This is a genomic window from Silvimonas iriomotensis, from assembly GCF_014645535.1.
Lineage (GTDB): Bacteria > Pseudomonadota > Gammaproteobacteria > Burkholderiales > Chitinibacteraceae > Silvimonas > Silvimonas iriomotensis.
This window is the reverse complement of record NZ_BMLX01000001.1, coordinates 541,159-556,612: the sequence shown is the minus strand read 5'-3', so window position 1 is coordinate 556,612 and position 15,454 is coordinate 541,159. Positions and strand designations below refer to the sequence as shown.

At 59.9% G+C, this 15,454-nt stretch carries 15 protein-coding genes; 10 read left to right on the top strand and 5 right to left on the bottom strand.

Annotation, left to right across the window (positions count from 1 at the left end):
• Window positions 1-37: 37 nt before the first annotated feature.
• Window positions 38-376, top strand: a complete 339-nt coding sequence (locus IEX57_RS02505; protein ID WP_184097295.1) for a P-II family nitrogen regulator — start codon at window positions 38-40, stop codon at window positions 374-376.
• Between the two features lie 67 nt (window positions 377-443).
• On the opposite strand, the gene IEX57_RS02500 is transcribed toward IEX57_RS02505, so the two are convergent.
• The 4 genes from IEX57_RS02500 to IEX57_RS02485 form a co-directional block, all read right to left on the bottom strand.
• Entirely contained in the window at window positions 444-2,630 is a 2,187-nt protein-coding gene (locus tag IEX57_RS02500; protein WP_188701985.1) for a primosomal protein N', read from the bottom strand.
• Window positions 2,631-2,954: 324 nt separating this feature from the next.
• Window positions 2,955-4,022, bottom strand: a complete 1,068-nt coding sequence (gene hemE, locus IEX57_RS02495) for a uroporphyrinogen decarboxylase (RefSeq protein ID WP_188701983.1) — start codon at window positions 4,020-4,022, stop codon at window positions 2,955-2,957.
• Window positions 4,023-4,227: 205 nt separating this feature from the next.
• Window positions 4,228-4,719, bottom strand: coding sequence for a hypothetical protein (locus IEX57_RS02490; protein ID WP_188701981.1), 492 nt, complete (start codon window positions 4,717-4,719; stop codon window positions 4,228-4,230).
• 126 nt (window positions 4,720-4,845) lie between these two features.
• Window positions 4,846-6,534: a glutamine--tRNA ligase/YqeY domain fusion protein gene (locus tag IEX57_RS02485; protein WP_188701979.1), complete on the bottom strand. Its 1,689-nt coding sequence runs from the start codon at window positions 6,532-6,534 to the stop codon at window positions 4,846-4,848.
• A gap of 239 nt (window positions 6,535-6,773) precedes the next feature.
• Here IEX57_RS02485 and IEX57_RS02480 point away from each other — a divergent pair, with 239 nt between their 5' ends.
• The 3 genes from IEX57_RS02480 to IEX57_RS02470 all read left to right on the top strand — a co-directional run bounded on the left by IEX57_RS02480 (window position 6,774) and on the right by IEX57_RS02470 (window position 9,247).
• The gene (locus IEX57_RS02480) at window positions 6,774-7,349 is read left to right on the top strand and encodes a YIP1 family protein (protein ID WP_188701977.1); all 576 of its coding nucleotides are present in this window, start codon (window positions 6,774-6,776) and stop codon (window positions 7,347-7,349) included.
• Between the two features lie 95 nt (window positions 7,350-7,444).
• Entirely contained in the window at window positions 7,445-8,365 is a 921-nt protein-coding gene (locus tag IEX57_RS02475; protein WP_229708616.1) for a LysR family transcriptional regulator, read from the top strand.
• A gap of 99 nt (window positions 8,366-8,464) precedes the next feature.
• Window positions 8,465-9,247: a class I SAM-dependent methyltransferase gene (locus IEX57_RS02470; protein ID WP_188701974.1), complete on the top strand. Its 783-nt coding sequence runs from the start codon at window positions 8,465-8,467 to the stop codon at window positions 9,245-9,247.
• 54 nt (window positions 9,248-9,301) lie between these two features.
• Here the strand turns inward: IEX57_RS02470 and IEX57_RS02465 are convergent, their stop codons facing one another.
• Window positions 9,302-9,712, bottom strand: coding sequence for a bleomycin resistance protein (locus tag IEX57_RS02465; protein ID WP_188701972.1), 411 nt, complete (start codon window positions 9,710-9,712; stop codon window positions 9,302-9,304).
• A gap of 180 nt (window positions 9,713-9,892) precedes the next feature.
• On the opposite strand from IEX57_RS02465, the gene IEX57_RS02460 reads away from it, so the two are divergent.
• The 6 genes from IEX57_RS02460 (at window position 9,893) to IEX57_RS02435 (ending at window position 15,374) form a co-directional block, all read left to right on the top strand.
• Entirely contained in the window at window positions 9,893-10,630 is a 738-nt protein-coding gene (locus IEX57_RS02460) for a dienelactone hydrolase family protein (protein ID WP_188701971.1), read from the top strand.
• Window positions 10,631-10,767: 137 nt separating this feature from the next.
• On the top strand, window positions 10,768-11,646 hold the full coding sequence (locus tag IEX57_RS02455) for a ZIP family metal transporter (RefSeq protein WP_188701968.1): 879 nt from the start codon (window positions 10,768-10,770) through the stop codon (window positions 11,644-11,646).
• 273 nt (window positions 11,647-11,919) lie between these two features.
• The gene (locus tag IEX57_RS02450) at window positions 11,920-12,531 is read left to right on the top strand and encodes a paraquat-inducible protein A (protein WP_188701967.1); all 612 of its coding nucleotides are present in this window, start codon (window positions 11,920-11,922) and stop codon (window positions 12,529-12,531) included.
• Complete coding sequence (locus IEX57_RS02445) at window positions 12,528-13,157, top strand: paraquat-inducible protein A (RefSeq protein ID WP_188701964.1); 630 nt, start codon at window positions 12,528-12,530, stop codon at window positions 13,155-13,157. The genes IEX57_RS02450 and IEX57_RS02445 overlap by 4 nt, the downstream gene beginning before the upstream one ends.
• Window positions 13,150-14,790 (top strand): PqiB family protein, encoded by a 1,641-nt coding sequence (locus tag IEX57_RS02440; protein ID WP_188701962.1) that lies wholly within the window; start codon window positions 13,150-13,152, stop codon window positions 14,788-14,790. The genes IEX57_RS02445 and IEX57_RS02440 overlap by 8 nt, the downstream gene beginning before the upstream one ends.
• On the top strand, window positions 14,787-15,374 hold the full coding sequence (locus tag IEX57_RS02435) for a PqiC family protein (RefSeq protein WP_188701960.1): 588 nt from the start codon (window positions 14,787-14,789) through the stop codon (window positions 15,372-15,374). Before IEX57_RS02440 ends, IEX57_RS02435 begins: the two co-directional genes overlap by 4 nt.
• Window positions 15,375-15,454 lie beyond the last annotated feature (80 nt).

The following is a 15,454-nucleotide window of genomic DNA, read 5'->3' as shown; positions in this document are numbered from 1 at the left end:
ACATCAACGTGCGGCAAATCGCCATTCAGGAAAACCAATGAAAAAAATCGATGCGATCATCAAACCGTTCAAACTGGACGACGTGCGCGAAGCGCTTTCTGACCTTGGCATTTCCGGCTTGACCGTCACTGAAGTGAAAGGCTTTGGCCGCCAGAAAGGCCACACCGAGCTGTACCGCGGCGCTGAATATGTGGTCGACTTCCTGCCCAAGATCAAGATTGAAGTCGTGCTGAGCGACGACAAACTGGACGCCGCCCTGGAAGCCATCCAGAACGCCGCCCGCACCGGCAAGATTGGCGACGGCAAGATTTTTGTCTACACCGTCGAACAAGCCATCCGCATCCGCACCGGCGAACACGACGAAGACGCAATCTAAGCCGCCCGGTCTTAGGCGTCGCCCGATAAAAAGCCCCGCATGCGGGGCTTTTTGCTTTTGGGGCCGATCAGACATCCACCGGATCAACATCCAGTGCCCAGCGTACGCCGGGGTGTTTTTCTGTGCCCAGTTGTTCCAGCATCTCTCGCAATGCGGCTTGCAGGGCGGGCCGGCGCTGGGCGGAGATCAGGACTTGTGCTCGCTCCCAACCGGCTTTGCGCACCATGAGCGCAGGCACGGGTTGCGCCAGCTGCAAGCCTGGAAAACCACGCCAGCGTTCGCGCACTTCGCGCAGGAAAGTCATGGCGCGCTGCAGGGTTTTGGCTTCGGCCCGCAGCATGGCCCAGGTGGAGAACGGCGGTAGCGCGGTGGCCTTGCGCTCTTGCAGGGTGCGATCGGCAAAAGCGGCGTAGTCGCCGGAGATCAGCATCGGGTAGAACGGGTCGTCGTGGTAACGGGTCTGGATCAGCACCTTGCCGGGTTGCCCCGCCCGCCCGGCGCGGCCTGCCACTTGCAGCAAAAGGGCGTACAAACGCTCTTGCGCGCGAAAATCCAGCGAGAACAGACCCGCATCGGCATTGAGCACCACCACCAGTTGCAGGTTGGCAAAATCGTGCCCCTTGGCCATCATTTGCGTCCCGACCAGCAGGCGCGCTTCGCCTTTGTGGATTTGCTGCAACATGGCATCCAGGCTGCCTTTGCGGCGGGTGTTGTCGCGGTCGATACGCAGGGGTGGCGTGTCGGGGAACAAGCCCGTCAGTGCTTCTTCCAGCCGCTGTGTGCCAAAGCCCAGCGGTTGCAGGTCAGCGTTGCCGCAATCCGGACAATGCGTCGGCGGCGGGCTCTCCCAGCCGCAATGGTGGCAACGCAGCCGGCGATCCTCCCGATGCAGCACCAGCCGGGCGGTACAACGCTTGCAACTGGCGATCCAGCCGCACTCATGGCACGCCAGCACCGGCGCATAACCGCGCCGGTTAACAAAGACCAGGACCTGACCACCCTGCCCCAGCGTGTCACGCATGGCATTGATGGCGTTCTGGGTCAGGCCGTCAAACAGGCGCAATTGCTGGGTTGATAAAAGCTGGATTTGCGGTGGCCTGGCGCCCGTCACCGCGCGCTGCTTGAGCGTCAGCAAGCGGTAGCGGGATTCACGCATATTGCGCCAGCTTTCCATGCTGGGCGTGGCGCTGCCCAGAATGATCGGCACGCCCGCCTGGTGCGCGCGGTAGACTGCCACATCCCGTGCGGAATACCGGAAGCCCTCTTGCTGCCGGTAAGACAGATCGTGTTCTTCGTCGACCACGATCAGCGCCAGATCGGGCATGGGGGCAAATACCGCCAGGCGGGTGCCCAGCACAATACGGGCACGCCCTTGCGCGGCCAGCAGCCAGTTGCGCGTGCGCTCCCCGTCGGCAAGGCCGCTATGCAGCGAGACCATCATCTCTTGCGGAAAACGCGCCTTGAACCGCGCCTCAAGCTGCGGGGTCAGGTTGATTTCCGGAATCAGCACCAGCACCTGCCCACCCGCCGCCAACCGTTGTTCAATGGCGCGCAGGTAAACCTCGGTTTTGCCACTGCCAGTCACCCCAAACAACAGAAAAGGTGCAAAGCCCTTTGCGCTGTTCAGTTGTTCAAGCGCGGTGCGCTGTTCTTCAGTGAGTTCAGGCAATGCCGGCGTGACAGGCGCGCCATGCGTGGGCATGGGGGCGTCTACTTCAGATACGAGTTCTTGTTCCAGCCAGGCTTTCAGCCAGGCGGTGGCGCTGGGCGAAACGGCACGGATTTCATCCAGGCTGCGCGGCGCGGCGAGCAACCGGGCCAGTTCGTGTTGCCGGTGGGCACGGGCGGGGATGTGTTCAGTCAGGCGGGCCGCATCAGCCGCGGCGTACCACGCCAGTTCTTTGCCGCCTTGCCAGGCTTGCGGCTGCCGAAATGCGCCGGGCAACGCGGCAGAGATCACTTGCCCCAGCGGCCATGCATAGTAGTCAGAACAGAAACGACACAGCGCCAGCACATTCCGGGGCAGCGGCGGCATGTCGTAGAGCACTTCTTGCACCAATTTGAGCTGCTCTACTTTCAGCCCGGCCGTACCCGCAAATTCTGAATTGACCTGCACAATCACGCCGCACAGTAATTGGCGGCCAAATGGCACGATCACCCGGAGCCCGGCAATTGGCGATTCGCCTTCAAAGCGATAATCAAACGTGCGCTGTAATGGCACATCCAGCGCAACTTGTAAGTAAACTTCGGGCATTGGGGCACCAAAATATGCCACGGAAAACTACCCACAGCTTCTGTGGATAACTTTGTGAAGAACTTGCGGGAAACTCTGTGAAACCCGCGTTACAACAAGATGTAGGCTGGATTGCCTATTTTTTAAACCAAAATAAAAATACAAATAAAATCAACAACTTAAGTTATTTGTATTGTTTTGACACTTGCTTGTCATCAGGGCTTGACAAAGCGGTTTGATCCCTGTTTTGCCGTGTGCATAAGTAAATGCTACAGACATATTGCAAGCTTTTGCTTTCAAAGCCGCTTTGGCAGTTCCAGCCAGAATCTGCAAATGACGGAAGTATTACGAGTGATAGACTTTTGAAAGCTTATGCACGCTTTCTACCAAAGTGCTTACATTATCCGGCGATGTAAACTGACTAATTCCGTGACCCAAATTAAAGATATGGCCAGTGCCTGAACCATAAGAAGCCAGCAATCGCGCCACTTCAGCTTCAATTGCGGCGGGGGAAGCCATCAGGGCAACCGGGTCAAAATTGCCTTGCAAGGCAACCTGACTGCCAACCCGCTGACGTGCAGCGCCCAGATCAACCGTCCAGTCCAGCCCCAGCGCATCGCAACCGGTGGCCGCCATGTTTTCCAGCCACAGACCGCCGCCCTTGGTAAACAGGATCACCGGCACGCGACGACCATCAGCTTCACGCGTCAGGCCCTGGACCACGCGCTGCATATAAGCCAGCGAGAACTCCTGGTATTTACCCGCCGCCAGCGCGCCACCCCAGGTATCAAAAATCATCAGCGCCTGCGCACCGGCAGCCACCTGGGCATTCAAATAATCGATCACCGTCCGTGCGTTCACGTCCAGGATGTGGTGCAACAGGTCCGGGCGATCGTACAGCATGGTTTTGACGTTGCTGTAGGTGTCAGAACCGCTGCCTTCGATCATGTAACAGGCCAGGGTGAACGGGCTGCCGGAAAAACCAATCAGCGGCACGCGGCCATTCAGCGCAGTCCGGATGGAACTGACGGCATCAAACACGTATTGCAGTTCTGTACCGACATCCGGCACCGCCAGCTTGCGGATTGCCGCTTCGTCACGCAGCGGGTGGGCAAAACGCGGGCCCTCGCCTTCTGCAAATGACAAGCCCAGCCCCATGGCATCAGGCACGGTCAGGATGTCTGAAAACAGGATGGCAGCATCCAGCGGGAAACGCTCCAGCGGCTGCAGCGTGACCTCGGTGGCCAGGTCTCTGGACTTGCACAGATTAAGGAACGAGCCGGCGCGCGCGCGGGTGGCGCGGTATTCCGGCAGGTAGCGGCCGGCCTGGCGCATCAGCCATACCGGGGTGTACGGCACCGGTTCACGCATCAGGGCGCGCAGGAAAACGTCGTTCTTCAATTGTGCAGTCATGTTTCAACCTGTTCTGGTTCCGGCCACGGCCGGCAGATCATGCCGGCGCCGTGCAGGATAACATCTTGTCGCACCGGGCCAAACGGCGGGCCGGTGCCCGATGGTGATCAGAAAGCGCCACCAGGGCGCCAGCACGCGGGGGCACGGATGATACCGGGCCAGGCCCGGCATGCCAAGCCCGAACTGTTGCCGGGCACGGTTGCAATTATTGCGCGGATTGTTCTTCAGGCTTGGGCGCAGCAGTTTTACACGGCCGTTGGGTCCAGCCTTTGCCGCCGGTGCATTGCCAGTCCTGGCGGGCTGCCGAAATAAACCAGGTTTTGTCGGCGTAATCGAGCACCAGGTGATAACGCAAGGCGCTGCGCGAGGCTTCAAGGGCGCCGTTCATGGTGACGTCAATCTCGGCATGTTGCAGGTTTTTGCCGCTGGCACGCTGGGTCAGCGTGAGCTTGCTGTAATCGAACAAGCCGACTTCGTCAGAGGCGTGATCACCCAGAAAACCGAACACCACCTGGACCGGCGCTTCGCCCACGCGGCCACGGTAAATGGTCTTCGGCAAAGGCAGTTTTGCGCTGGCATCGGCCGGGGCGGCGGCGTCCTGCGCGTCATCAGCCGGTTCAATCGTCACATCGGCAGCGTGTGCGGCCCATGCGCTGGCAGCCAGCAACAGCGCCAGCAAAGTACGTTTGGTGGTCATCCCCTGCTCCGTTTTCTGGATTATCGGCTCTGTATAAACAAACTGCCGGGGCCGGTTTTGTCATCACCGGCCCCGGCAGTTTTCCTGCACCAGGCGCGCCTGGGTATTGTTTGTTTGTCTGGCTGGTTACTCTTTGGCGGCCCAGGTATCGCGCAGGGTGACGGTGCGGTTGAACACCGGTTTTCCACCTGCCACATGATCCTTGCGGTCGGTCACAAAGTAACCCAGACGCTCAAACTGATAGCGGGTTTCCGGCGCCGCATCACGCACGGCCGGTTCTACATAACCGGTCACGACCTTGAGCGAGTTCGGGTTGATGAACTGTTTGAAGTCAACGTATTCGCCATCTTCACCACGCACCGCATCCGGACGGGCTTCAGTGAACAGGCGGTCGTACAGGCGCACTTCGGCTTCGATGGCGTGGTGGGCGGCAATCCAGTGAATCACGCCCTTGACCTTGCGGCCAACCGGGTTCTGGCCCAGCGTCTCGGGGTCGATCGAGCACTTGAGTTCCACCACATTGCCCGCGGCATCCTTGATGACTTCGTCGCACTTGATCACGTACGAGTAACGCAGGCGCACTTCGCCACCCAGCGTCAGGCGCTGCCATTTGGGCGGCGGCACTTCGGCAAAGTCTTCGCGTTCAATGTACAACTCGCGGCCAATGGGGATCTCACGCTCGCCCATGGCTTCATGGTGCGGGTGGAACGGCGCGCTGCGGCTACCGGTAACGCCTTCTTCAAAGTTGGTCAGCGTCACCTTGATCGGGTCGAGCACGGCAATGACGCGCGGGCTGGTTTCTTCCAGCGTTTCCCGCACAGCGCCTTCCAGCGAGGCAAAATCCACCACGTTCGGGGTCTTGGAGACGCCGGCGCGTTGCGCAAACAGGCGGATGCCTTCCGGGCTGTAGCCACGGCGGCGCATACCGGTAATGGTCGGCATGCGCGGGTCATCCCAACCCGTCATCAGTTTTTCGTCGACCAGTTGCTTGAGCTTGCGCTTGGAGGTGACCACGCTCAAGAGCTCCAGACGCGAGAATTCGATCTGTTGCGGGTGAGTCGGGATGGTGATGTTGTCCAGCACCCAGTCGTACAGCGGGCGGTGGTCTTCAAATTCCAGCGTGCACAGCGAATGCGTAATGCCTTCCAGCGCATCAGAAATGCAGTGGGTGTAGTCGTACATCGGGTAGATGCACCACTTGTCACCGGTCTGATGGTGGGTAGCGCGGCGGATACGGTAGATCACCGGATCACGCAGGTTGATGTTGCCTGAGGTCATGTCGATCTTCAGGCGCAACGTCTTGCTGCCATCGGCAAAGGCGCCGTCGCGCATCTGGCGGAACAGCGTCAGGTTTTCTTCCGGCGTGCGGCTGCGGTACGGGCTTTCCTTGCCCGGCTCGTTCAGGTTGCCGCGATACTGGCGCATTTCTTCCGGGGTCAGATCATCCACATACGCCTTGCCGGCGTTGATCAGTTCTTCGGCGTAGGCGTACAGCTGGTCAAAGTAGTTGGAGGCGTAACGCACTTCGCCTTTCCACTCGTAACCCAGCCAGCGCACATCTTCCTGGATGGCGTTGATGTATTCGTCTTCTTCCTTCTCCGGATTGGTGTCATCCATACGCAGGTTGCACTCGCCCTGGTAGTCCTGGGCAATGCCAAAATTCAGACAGATCGACTTGGCGTGACCCACGTGCAGATAGCCGTTGGGCTCTGGCGGGAAACGTGTCACCACGGCGGCCCGTTTGCCGCTGGTGAGGTCGTGATCGATGATGCTGCGGATGAAATTGCTGATAACCGGTGCGGCGTCGTTGCTCATGACAAATGCAATTCGTGAAGATCGAAAACAACGATTGTAGCCGAAAACCGTCCCCGCGCCGGGCTTGCGCACAGGCAATTGGCGCAAGGCTTGCAACGGATTGTGCAAAGCGGCCGCGGCAAGACTGCAATCCATCGGATTTTTTCTGTAAAAACAGGCTGTAAGCAGATATTCCTTTGTCCTGGGCTGTCGAACCCATGCGCCGTTTTGCCTTGCGCAACCCTGTGCAGCTGGAGGACATGATGAAAATCTCTGCGTATTCCCACATGCTGGTTTCAGATCATGCAGGCTGGGACGAGCTAAGGACTCACCACCCGACCGCGCGTGACACCTTTTTCAAACTGGCGCTGCCGCTTTCCATCTTGCCCACCTTGATGATCGGCTGGGCAGGCATGAACCATGGCAGCTTCTATGCACCCAATGCGCCGCTCAGTTACTGGGTGACTACCGCGCTGGTGTTCTTTGTGGCGGAGTTGATCACCGTGCGCGGCATGGCCTGGGTGATCGACCGCCTGTCCCGCCCGCTGGTGGGACATGCCGATCATGACAGCAGTTACTTGTTGGCCACGCTGGCGGCGGTGCCACTCTGGCTGTCGTCATTAACCCTGTTTGTACCGGTTGTGGCATTTAACATGCTGTGTGGCGTGCTGGGCCTGGCCGTCGCCTGCATGCTGCTGTACCACGGTATCCCGGCCATGCTGGGGCACGAACGGGACGAAGACACCCGCGACATGACCTGGCTGACCATGTGGATTGGCGCCGGTGCATGGGCCATTCTGGGGGTGATTGCCGCGCTGCCGGTGATTATCCGCTAACACCGCCCGCATATTTGGCGGCCCGCTGGTGAACCTGATAGCCTGCGTTTTTGCTGTTCCGGCCGTGATCCGGACAGATCAACGCAGGCACAGGCATGTCTACCCGTTTCCCCATCCGCTTTGACTGGAAAGACCTTGAACTGATTCTGGCGCTGGCCGAAACCGGCAGCATTGCCGCTGCGGCACAGCGCAATCATCTGGTGGCCTCTGCGGTCAGCAAGCGTTTGTCTGATCTGGAACAGCAATTTGGCGCAGCCCTGGTCGAACGTCACGCCCGCGGGGTACGCCTGACGCCGGCGGGCGAGGCACTGCGGGCGCGCGCCGTGCATTTGCTGGATGAAGCGCACCGCCTGCAGGGTGAATTGCAGGACTATGCCAGCGGCGTCACCGGCCATGTGCGGCTGTTTGCCAATATCTCGGCCATTGTCGAATTCCTGCCGCGCGCGCTGGCGGCCTTTCGCGATACCTACCCTGGCATCCGGGTTGAACTGCAAGAACAGGTCAGCGCCGATGTGGCCCAGGCGGTCCGCGCCGGCGTTGCGGATCTGGGCATTGTCAGCGAATTGCCGCACATGCCTGATCTGACCTTTACCCCATTTCGGCAGGACGAACTGCAACTGGTCGTGCCCGCCGGCCACCCGCTGGCCGCACGGGAACAGTTGCCGTTTACTGCGGCGCTGGATTACCCACTGGTCGGGCTGCACGCCAACAGCACGCTGCATGTGCGGCTGACGCGAGAGGCAGCACAAGCCGGCCGCGAATTGCGCCCGCTGGTCCAGGTCACCAGTTTTGATGCCGTTTGCGCCATGGTCGCCGCCGGGCTGGGGGTTGGTGTGGTTCCGCGTGCGGCCACCACGCCGTATGTGCAATCGCTGGGGCTGACCGGCCTGACGCTGAGCGACGACTGGGCCCACCGCCAGTTGTGCCTGTGCACCCGCGCCGACACGGTCCTCTCCCCCGCGACGCATCAGTTGTTCACCCATTTGCAGCAGACGTCCGAAACGGCCACGGGCTAGCCATCTATTTTGGTGATGGATTCATCACCAGCCGTCAATTTTCGCGCAAGCCAGCCTGCGGCATAGTGGTGCCACTACTCACCGCAAGGAGCGCCACTCATGGCACGCTGGAACCCGCAGGATTACGCCCGCAATTCATCCGGTCAGGAACGCTGGGCTGTTGAACTGATCGCCCAGCTTGGGCTCAAGCCGGACGACACCGTGCTGGATGTCGGCTGTGGCGATGGGCGTCACACGGCGGCCATTGCAGCCCATGTCCCGCAGGGCAAAGTGCTGGGCACTGATTACTCGCCCGACATGATCGCCCATGCGCAAGCCGAGCACGGCGCAGACCGCCATCCCAACCTGACGTTTGAAGTTGCTGATGCGGCTGCCTTGCCGTATCACGAACAGTTCTCTGTGGTGTTTTCCAACGCCGCCATTCACTGGGTGCCAGGCGCACACGACGGCGCATTGCGCGGCATTGCCCATGCGCTCAAACCGGGTGGCCACGCGCTCTTGCAACTGGGTGGGCATGGCAACGGCGTTACCGTGATTGCTGCGTTTGATCAAGTGCGGGCGCGGCCGCAGTGGGCGCCGTATTTTGAAGATTTCCGCTTTCCCTACGGCTTTCATACAGTCGAGGACTATCAACGCTGGGCGCAGGCAGCGGGGCTGGTGGTGGTCGACGCACGCATGATTGCCAAGACCATGGAATACCCGGATCGGGCAGCGCTGACAGGCTGGTTTCGTACGGCATGGTTGCCGTTTATCGAGCCGGTGCCGGCCCAATTGCAGGCAGCGTATCTGGAGGAAGTAACCGATGCGTGGGTTGCGGCCAACCCCGGCGCGTTTCATGTGGGCATGATGCGCCTGCAGGTCAGCCTTGCCAGACCGGCGTGAAGCCGGTGGCAATTTCGAGCGGGTTATTGTTGTAATCCGGACGGATCAAACGGGTCAATCCATCCGTGCCATGGCCCGTGCGCGCTGTGCCTGGGGCATGCGCGTGGCCGATCTGATCCGTGTCGGCTCGCCAAAACGCAGCAAATTGCCGTGCGGATCGATCACGATCATTTCTTTCATGTGCCAGGGTTGCTGCACCGGCGTACGCACGGTCAGACCCCTGGCCTGAAAGGATTTGTGCAACGCGCCGATATCCTCGGTGTGCACATAGCAGGCGGTATGCTCCGCCACGTAGCGTTCGCTGCATAACCAGAAATGCAGCTCTACATCATCACGACCGACGATGAGGTAGTCATCCGCCCAATGCAGCGGTTCAAAGCCTAGTTTGTTGCAATAAAAATCAAGTGTGACTTCAAAATCGAGCGACGCCAGAATCGGCACCATGCTCTGGATTGTTGCGGTCATCGCATTCTCCCTCAATGCTCTGCGCGCCTGCGCCCATGTTGCCCGGGCAGGCCTGTAACAATCCCCCCAACAAATACCCGTGTCCGATATGCCGGTTCCGGTCTGGACATTTCATGGAATAATCCGTTTTGACCCTGACGCGCCAGTTTTCTCTGGCGGCAAGAGACCAACGGAGACACCATGCTGATCCAGAGCCAGACTGCAGACCTTGCCACGCCTACGGGCACCATGCGCACTTACGTGCACCGCCCCAACGCGGCAGGCCGTTTCCCGGCCATTCTTTTTTATTCGGAAATTTTCCAGCAAACCGCGCCCATTGAACGGGCGGCCCGCTATCTTGCGGGTCACGGTTATGCAGTACTGGTCCCCGAAGTATTCCACGAACTCAACCCGATTGGCACTGTTCTGGGGTACGACGATGATGGAAAAAATAAAGGTAATGCCGACAAGGCGGCCAAACCGGTGACCGATTACGACACCGACAACCGCGCCATGATCGACTGGTTGCAGCAACAGGATTGGTTTAACGGGCACCTGGGCGCAATGGGTTTTTGCATAGGCGGTCATCTGGCGTTCCGGGCGGCAGTCCAGCCTGAGATCAAAGCCACCGCCTGCTTCTATGCCACTGATCTGCATACGCAAACCATCCCCAACGCGCCGGGTCAACACACCATGGAGCGACTGGGCGATGTGACCGGCGAAATGCTGATGATCTGGGGCCGGCAAGACCCCCATGTTCCGGCGACTGGCCGCAAGCAGATTCATGAGGCCATGAGCCAGGCGGGTCTGAATTTCACCTGGCATGAGGTCAACGGCCAGCATGCGTTCATGCGCGATGAGGGCGACCGGTTCGACCCGCAACTGGCCTCTTTGGGGTATCAGCTGGCGTTCGATCTGTTCCAGCGCAATCTGCGCTGAGTTACGATAGTCTTATCAAGAGCTTCCAGCTTCGTTGATAGAAATGTTCTATGGGCGAAGTTGGAATATTTCATTTTCACAAATGAGAATGATTCTTGATAATGGGTTCGTAGCACAACGCTGAAACAGGACCCATCATGACCACGCTCATTCTCAACCTTGGCGAACAACTTTCCGCTCCCAGCCAGGGGCCGGTTGCGTTCAAAAAGCGCTACGCCCTGCTGGCGCTGATCGCACTGGTTGCCGGTGTGGCCTTCTTTGCCATGACGCGGCATAGCCTTGAGGCAGGCTGGGTGGCTGGCGGTAGTGTGGCGCTGGCGACCGCGATCGGTGCCCTGCCGGTGGCTTTTGCCCGGCGCATGCCAGAAAACCTTGCCAGCAGTTTGATGATGATTGGCGGCGGCATCATGGCCACGGTCACCATCGGCAGCGTATTGCCGGAAGCGCATGAGGGTCTGGCGCGCGGGATGTCGGCGGGCGTGGCGCTCTCCAGCGTGCTGGTCATTACCGCGCTCGGCGCCTGGGGCTTTGCCACCTGGCAAGCCAGTGCCAACCAGCTTGCGGCAAAAAGTGGTGCAGAAGCCGAACGTTTTGGTCTGTTGCTGTTCGCCCTGGCCATGACGTTGCAAAACCTGCCCGAAGGCATCGCCGCCGGTGTCTCCATGGCCGGTTCCGCTCACGGCAGTGCCCTCACCTTTGGTATCAGCCTGCAAGACATCCCGGAAGGCTTTGCCGTCGCCACCGCCCTGTTGCGGGCCGGCGCATCGCCAGCAAAGGCTGCGCTTGGTGGCATGGCCAGTGGTCTGGTTGAACTGGCTGGCGCACTGATCGGTGCTGCCGCCCTTAGTGTTTCGGCCACCTTGCTGCCGGTATTGCTGGCCCTGGCCGCTGGCGCGATGTTGTGGGTGATCGGCAAGGAAATGGGTCCGCGTCTGCTGGCTAGACCCGGTGTACTGCAAGCCAGTTTCGCGGCCGGGCTGTTGATTGCGGTGGGTTTCAATTTCCTGCCCATGTGATCAGCCCACTTATCAAGCGCTGAAAACACAGAAAACCCCATTGAATCAGCCCAGTAAACAAAAGAGCACCGCGCGCGGTGTTTTTTTTTGTGTCTGTAAACCGCCCGCGCCGTTGCGCCGCAGGCTTTCACACGTTACAAAGTTGAAAATGGAATTCCTGAAACAGGCGCTATATTGGTTGAAAGCTGATATACCGCAACTGAACATCACCAAAAATAATTTCTGATTGCCGCTCGCGGCACATTGCCCGTTCTGACCCTGTTTGAGTCTTGTATGTCTCATGAGCATCTGATTGCGTGTCACGAGTGTGATCTCTTGCTGCGCCCGCCTGAACTGGAGCCCGGCGGCGTGGCCCGCTGCCCGCGTTGCGGCGCCACCTTGTACAAGTCTGCCCACAGAAGCCAGGAACGCGCGTTGGCGTTTACCGTGAGCGCCATCATCCTGCTCATGCTGGCCAATTTCTTTCCGATCATGGCGTTGCAGGTGGGCGGCAACCAGGTGTCATGCACGCTGACCAGCGCCGCCCTCATGCTGTATCACGAAGGCATGCAGGAGCTGGGCATTCTGGTGCTGATTACCACCGTCATTGTGCCGACTGCGCAAATGCTGATCATGCTGTACGTGCTGCTGCCGCTGTCGCTCGATTACCTTCCCCCGCGCATTCCGGACATGCTGCGCATGCTGAACATGCTGCGGCCCTGGAGCATGGTCGAAGTCTTCATGCTGGGGATTCTGGTGTCGCTGACCAAGCTCACCGCCATGGCGACGGTCATTCCGGGCATTGCGCTGTGGTCTTTCGCCGCGCTCATGGTCTTGATGACTGCGGCGATCTCTGCGTTTAACGCGCGTCATATCTGGCAATTGCTGCCACTGGAAAACGCATGACGCCCCGCGCCGTTTCTGCCGCCGATGAAGGCTTGCTCAACTGTCACAGCTGCGGTCTGTTAAGCAAGAACGTACCCAATGCGCATGATCGCTGCCCGCGTTGCGGCGCGCATCTGCATCTGCGCAAACCAGATAGCCTGGCGCGCACCTGGGCGCTGCTGATCGCCGCTTTCCTGTTGTATATCCCAGCCAACATCCTGCCTGTGATGCACACGGCGTCCATCATTTATGAAGAGGACGACACCATCATGAGCGGCGTGGTGTATCTGTGGACTTCCGGTTCCTGGCCGCTGGCCATCCTGGTGTTCTGCGCCAGCGTAACCGTGCCGCTGGCCAAGCTGATTGCCTTGTCGGTGCTGGCCTGGACCGCGCAACACAAATCAACCTGGCGCCAGCAAGAACGCACCCGGCTGTACCGGCTGGTGGAGTTCGTGGGCCGCTGGTCCATGCTGGATATTTTTGTCGTGACGCTGATGGTGGGGCTGGTGCATTTCCAGTCGCTGGCCACCATTTCAGCCGGCCCCGGCGCGGTGGCGTTTGCCGCTGTCGTGGTGCTCACCATGTTCGCTGCCATGTCTTTTGATCCACGCCTGATTTGGGACCCCGAGCAAAAACAAGATGACTGATCAGACCCACACTCCCGCCCCGCAAGACGAAGATATTCCCTCTGCCAAAGCTTTGCCCAAGCGTCGCCTGCCCTCGTTGATCTGGCTGATTCCCATTGTGGCTGCGCTGGCCGGCGGCTGGATTGCCGTGCACGCCATCATGCAGCGCGGGCCGACCATTACCATCCGTTTTGATACGGCTGAAGGCATCGAGGCCGGCAAGACCAAGATCAAATACAAGGATGTGGATATCGGCAATGTCACCGGCGTGGTGCTGACCGAGGATCGCCAGCACATCAAGGTCACGGCGCAACTGGCCCACGCCACCGATGACCTGTTGGGCGACAAGACTCAGTTCTGGGTTGTGCGTCCGCGCGTCGCCGGCGGCACCGTCAGCGGCTTGTCGACCTTGTTGTCCGGGGCCTTTATCGGGATCGACCCGGCGCGCAAAGCCACCGACAAACGCGATTTTGTCGGCCTGGAACAAGCCCCCATCGTCACCACCCGCCAGGCCGGGCGGGAGTTTGTGCTCAAAGCGCAAGACATGGGCTCGATCGACGTTGGCACGCCGTTGTTCTTTCGTCGCGTGCAGGTGGGTGAGGTCTCTGCCTATACCCTGGACAAAGACGGCAAGGGCATTACCGTCAAAGCGTTTGTCCATGCGCCGTATGACCAGTACGTCACCAGCAACACCCGTTTCTGGCATGCCAGCGGTGTGGATGTCTCGCTCGACGCCAATGGTCTGAGAATTGAAACCCAGTCGTTAGCCTCCATTGCCATTGGCGGCATTGCTTTCCAGGCACCGCCGGATCAACCAGTGGCTGAGCCCGCCGCGGCCGACACCCAGTTCACGCTGGCGGCAGACCGCAACAGCGCCATGAAAGAGGCCGATCGCGAACGCGCACCGTTTGTGCTGTATTTCCGCGAGTCGCTGCGCGGTCTTTCTGTGGGTGCGCCGGTTGATTTCCGCGGCATCACCATTGGTGAAGTCAAAGCGATCAATTTCGAGTTCTCCAAAGAGAAACGCGAGATTCTGATGCCGGTCACCATTGATCTTTATCCTGACCGCTTGCGCGGCCGCATGCGCCAGGATCAGCCCATCCACACGCCGGCAGAGAACGTCCGCATTCTGAACGCCATGGTCGCCCATGGTCTGCGCGCCCAGTTGCGTACCGGCAATCTGATCACCGGCCAGTTGTACATTGCGCTGGACTTCATGCCAGGCGCCAGCAAGGCCGATATCGACTGGAAACAGTTCCCGCCGTCCTTGCCGTCTGTTGCCGGTAGCCTGACGCAGTTGCAGGACACCGCGCTGTCGATTGCCAAGAAGCTGGATGCGTTGCCGATCGAGTCCATTGGCAAGAACGCAGACCAGGCCATGCGCAACGCCAACAAGGTGCTTGATAACGCCGACCAACTGGTCAGCCGCCTGAAGAACGAGGTCACGCCAGAAGCACAAACAACGCTCAAGGCCGCGCAGGACGCCATCAATCAGGCCAAGCAGACGCTCTCGCCAGATGCCCCGGTGCAGCAGAACATGAATGACACGCTGCAAGAGGTGTCCAAAGCCGCCCAGGCCTTCCGCGACCTGTCCGACTATCTCAGCCGCCATCCGGATGCCTTGCTCCGTGGCCAGAAGGAAGATGCCAAATGATCCGCTCCGCCCTCTCACTTGCCCTTGCAGCCACCGTGATCGCGCTAGCCGGTTGTGGCTCGGCGCCGCCGGAACACTATTACACGCTGAACCCGGTGGCCGCGCCGGCCAATGTCACGCCGTCGAACCTGGCCATTGCGATTGCAGTGGTCAGCATTCCGCCTGCGGTAGACCGGCCGCAGTTCGTGATCAACCAGCCCGACAACAGCCTGAGCCTGCTGGAGCAACAACGCTGGGCCGCGCCGCTGAAAAACCAGATCCCGGCCACGCTGGCGGTGGATCTGTCACGGATACTGGGCACGCCCAACGTGACCGCATGGCCGCAATTGCCACTGCCAACCACCAGCTGGACCATCAGCGTGAACATCCAGCGTTTTGATTCCATCCCGGACAAAATGGCAGTACAGGAAGCCAGCTGGCAGATTCTGGATAAAACCAGCACCCCGGTGAAAAGCGGCCGCAGCGCGTATGAAGAACCGCTGCAAGGCACGGGTTATGCCGCCATGGCCGCCGCGCATGAGCGGGCGCTGGGCAAGCTGGCGGCAGAAATCGCCGCGGCCATTCCTGCAACCACCGGCAAATAACAGCCGGCCAAGTGTGACGGGTTGAGCGGCATGAAAAAACCGGAGCGCGGGCTCCGGTTTTTTCATTGATGAGCAGCGTA